Source organism: Luteibacter sp. KNZ12-1A (assembly GCF_056755675.1).
The window spans coordinates 1-235 of sequence record NZ_JBPGXU010000230.1 but is presented as its reverse complement, the minus strand read 5'-3'; the positions used below and the strand labels follow the sequence as shown (position 1 = coordinate 235).

Annotated in this window: 1 protein-coding gene; it reads right to left on the bottom strand. The window is 62.6% G+C overall.

Going from position 1 to position 235, the window contains the following annotated elements; genetic code table 11:
• Positions 1 to 52: 52 nt before the first annotated feature.
• Positions 53 to 235, bottom strand: a 183-nt coding sequence (locus ACR9ZJ_RS19440) for a hypothetical protein (protein WP_481288698.1), incomplete at its 5' end; no start/stop codon positions are given.

The window sequence follows — 235 nt, the reverse complement described above, 5'->3', positions numbered from 1 at the left end:
CCACGACTTCACTCCCCTGCTCCTGCCGTTTAGTAGACGTGCGGGCCATACATCAGGCGAAGGCGTCAATCGCAAGACCGTGCACAACGCGATCAAGGAAGTTATCCGGCACACCGCCGACTGGACGGGAGCCAGGGGCGGTGAGTGCGTCGAACTCGCGGCGCACATACGCGAAGCGTCCGCGCACTGGCTGCGACATTCGGCTGCATCTCACATGCTGGACAGCAGGATGGAC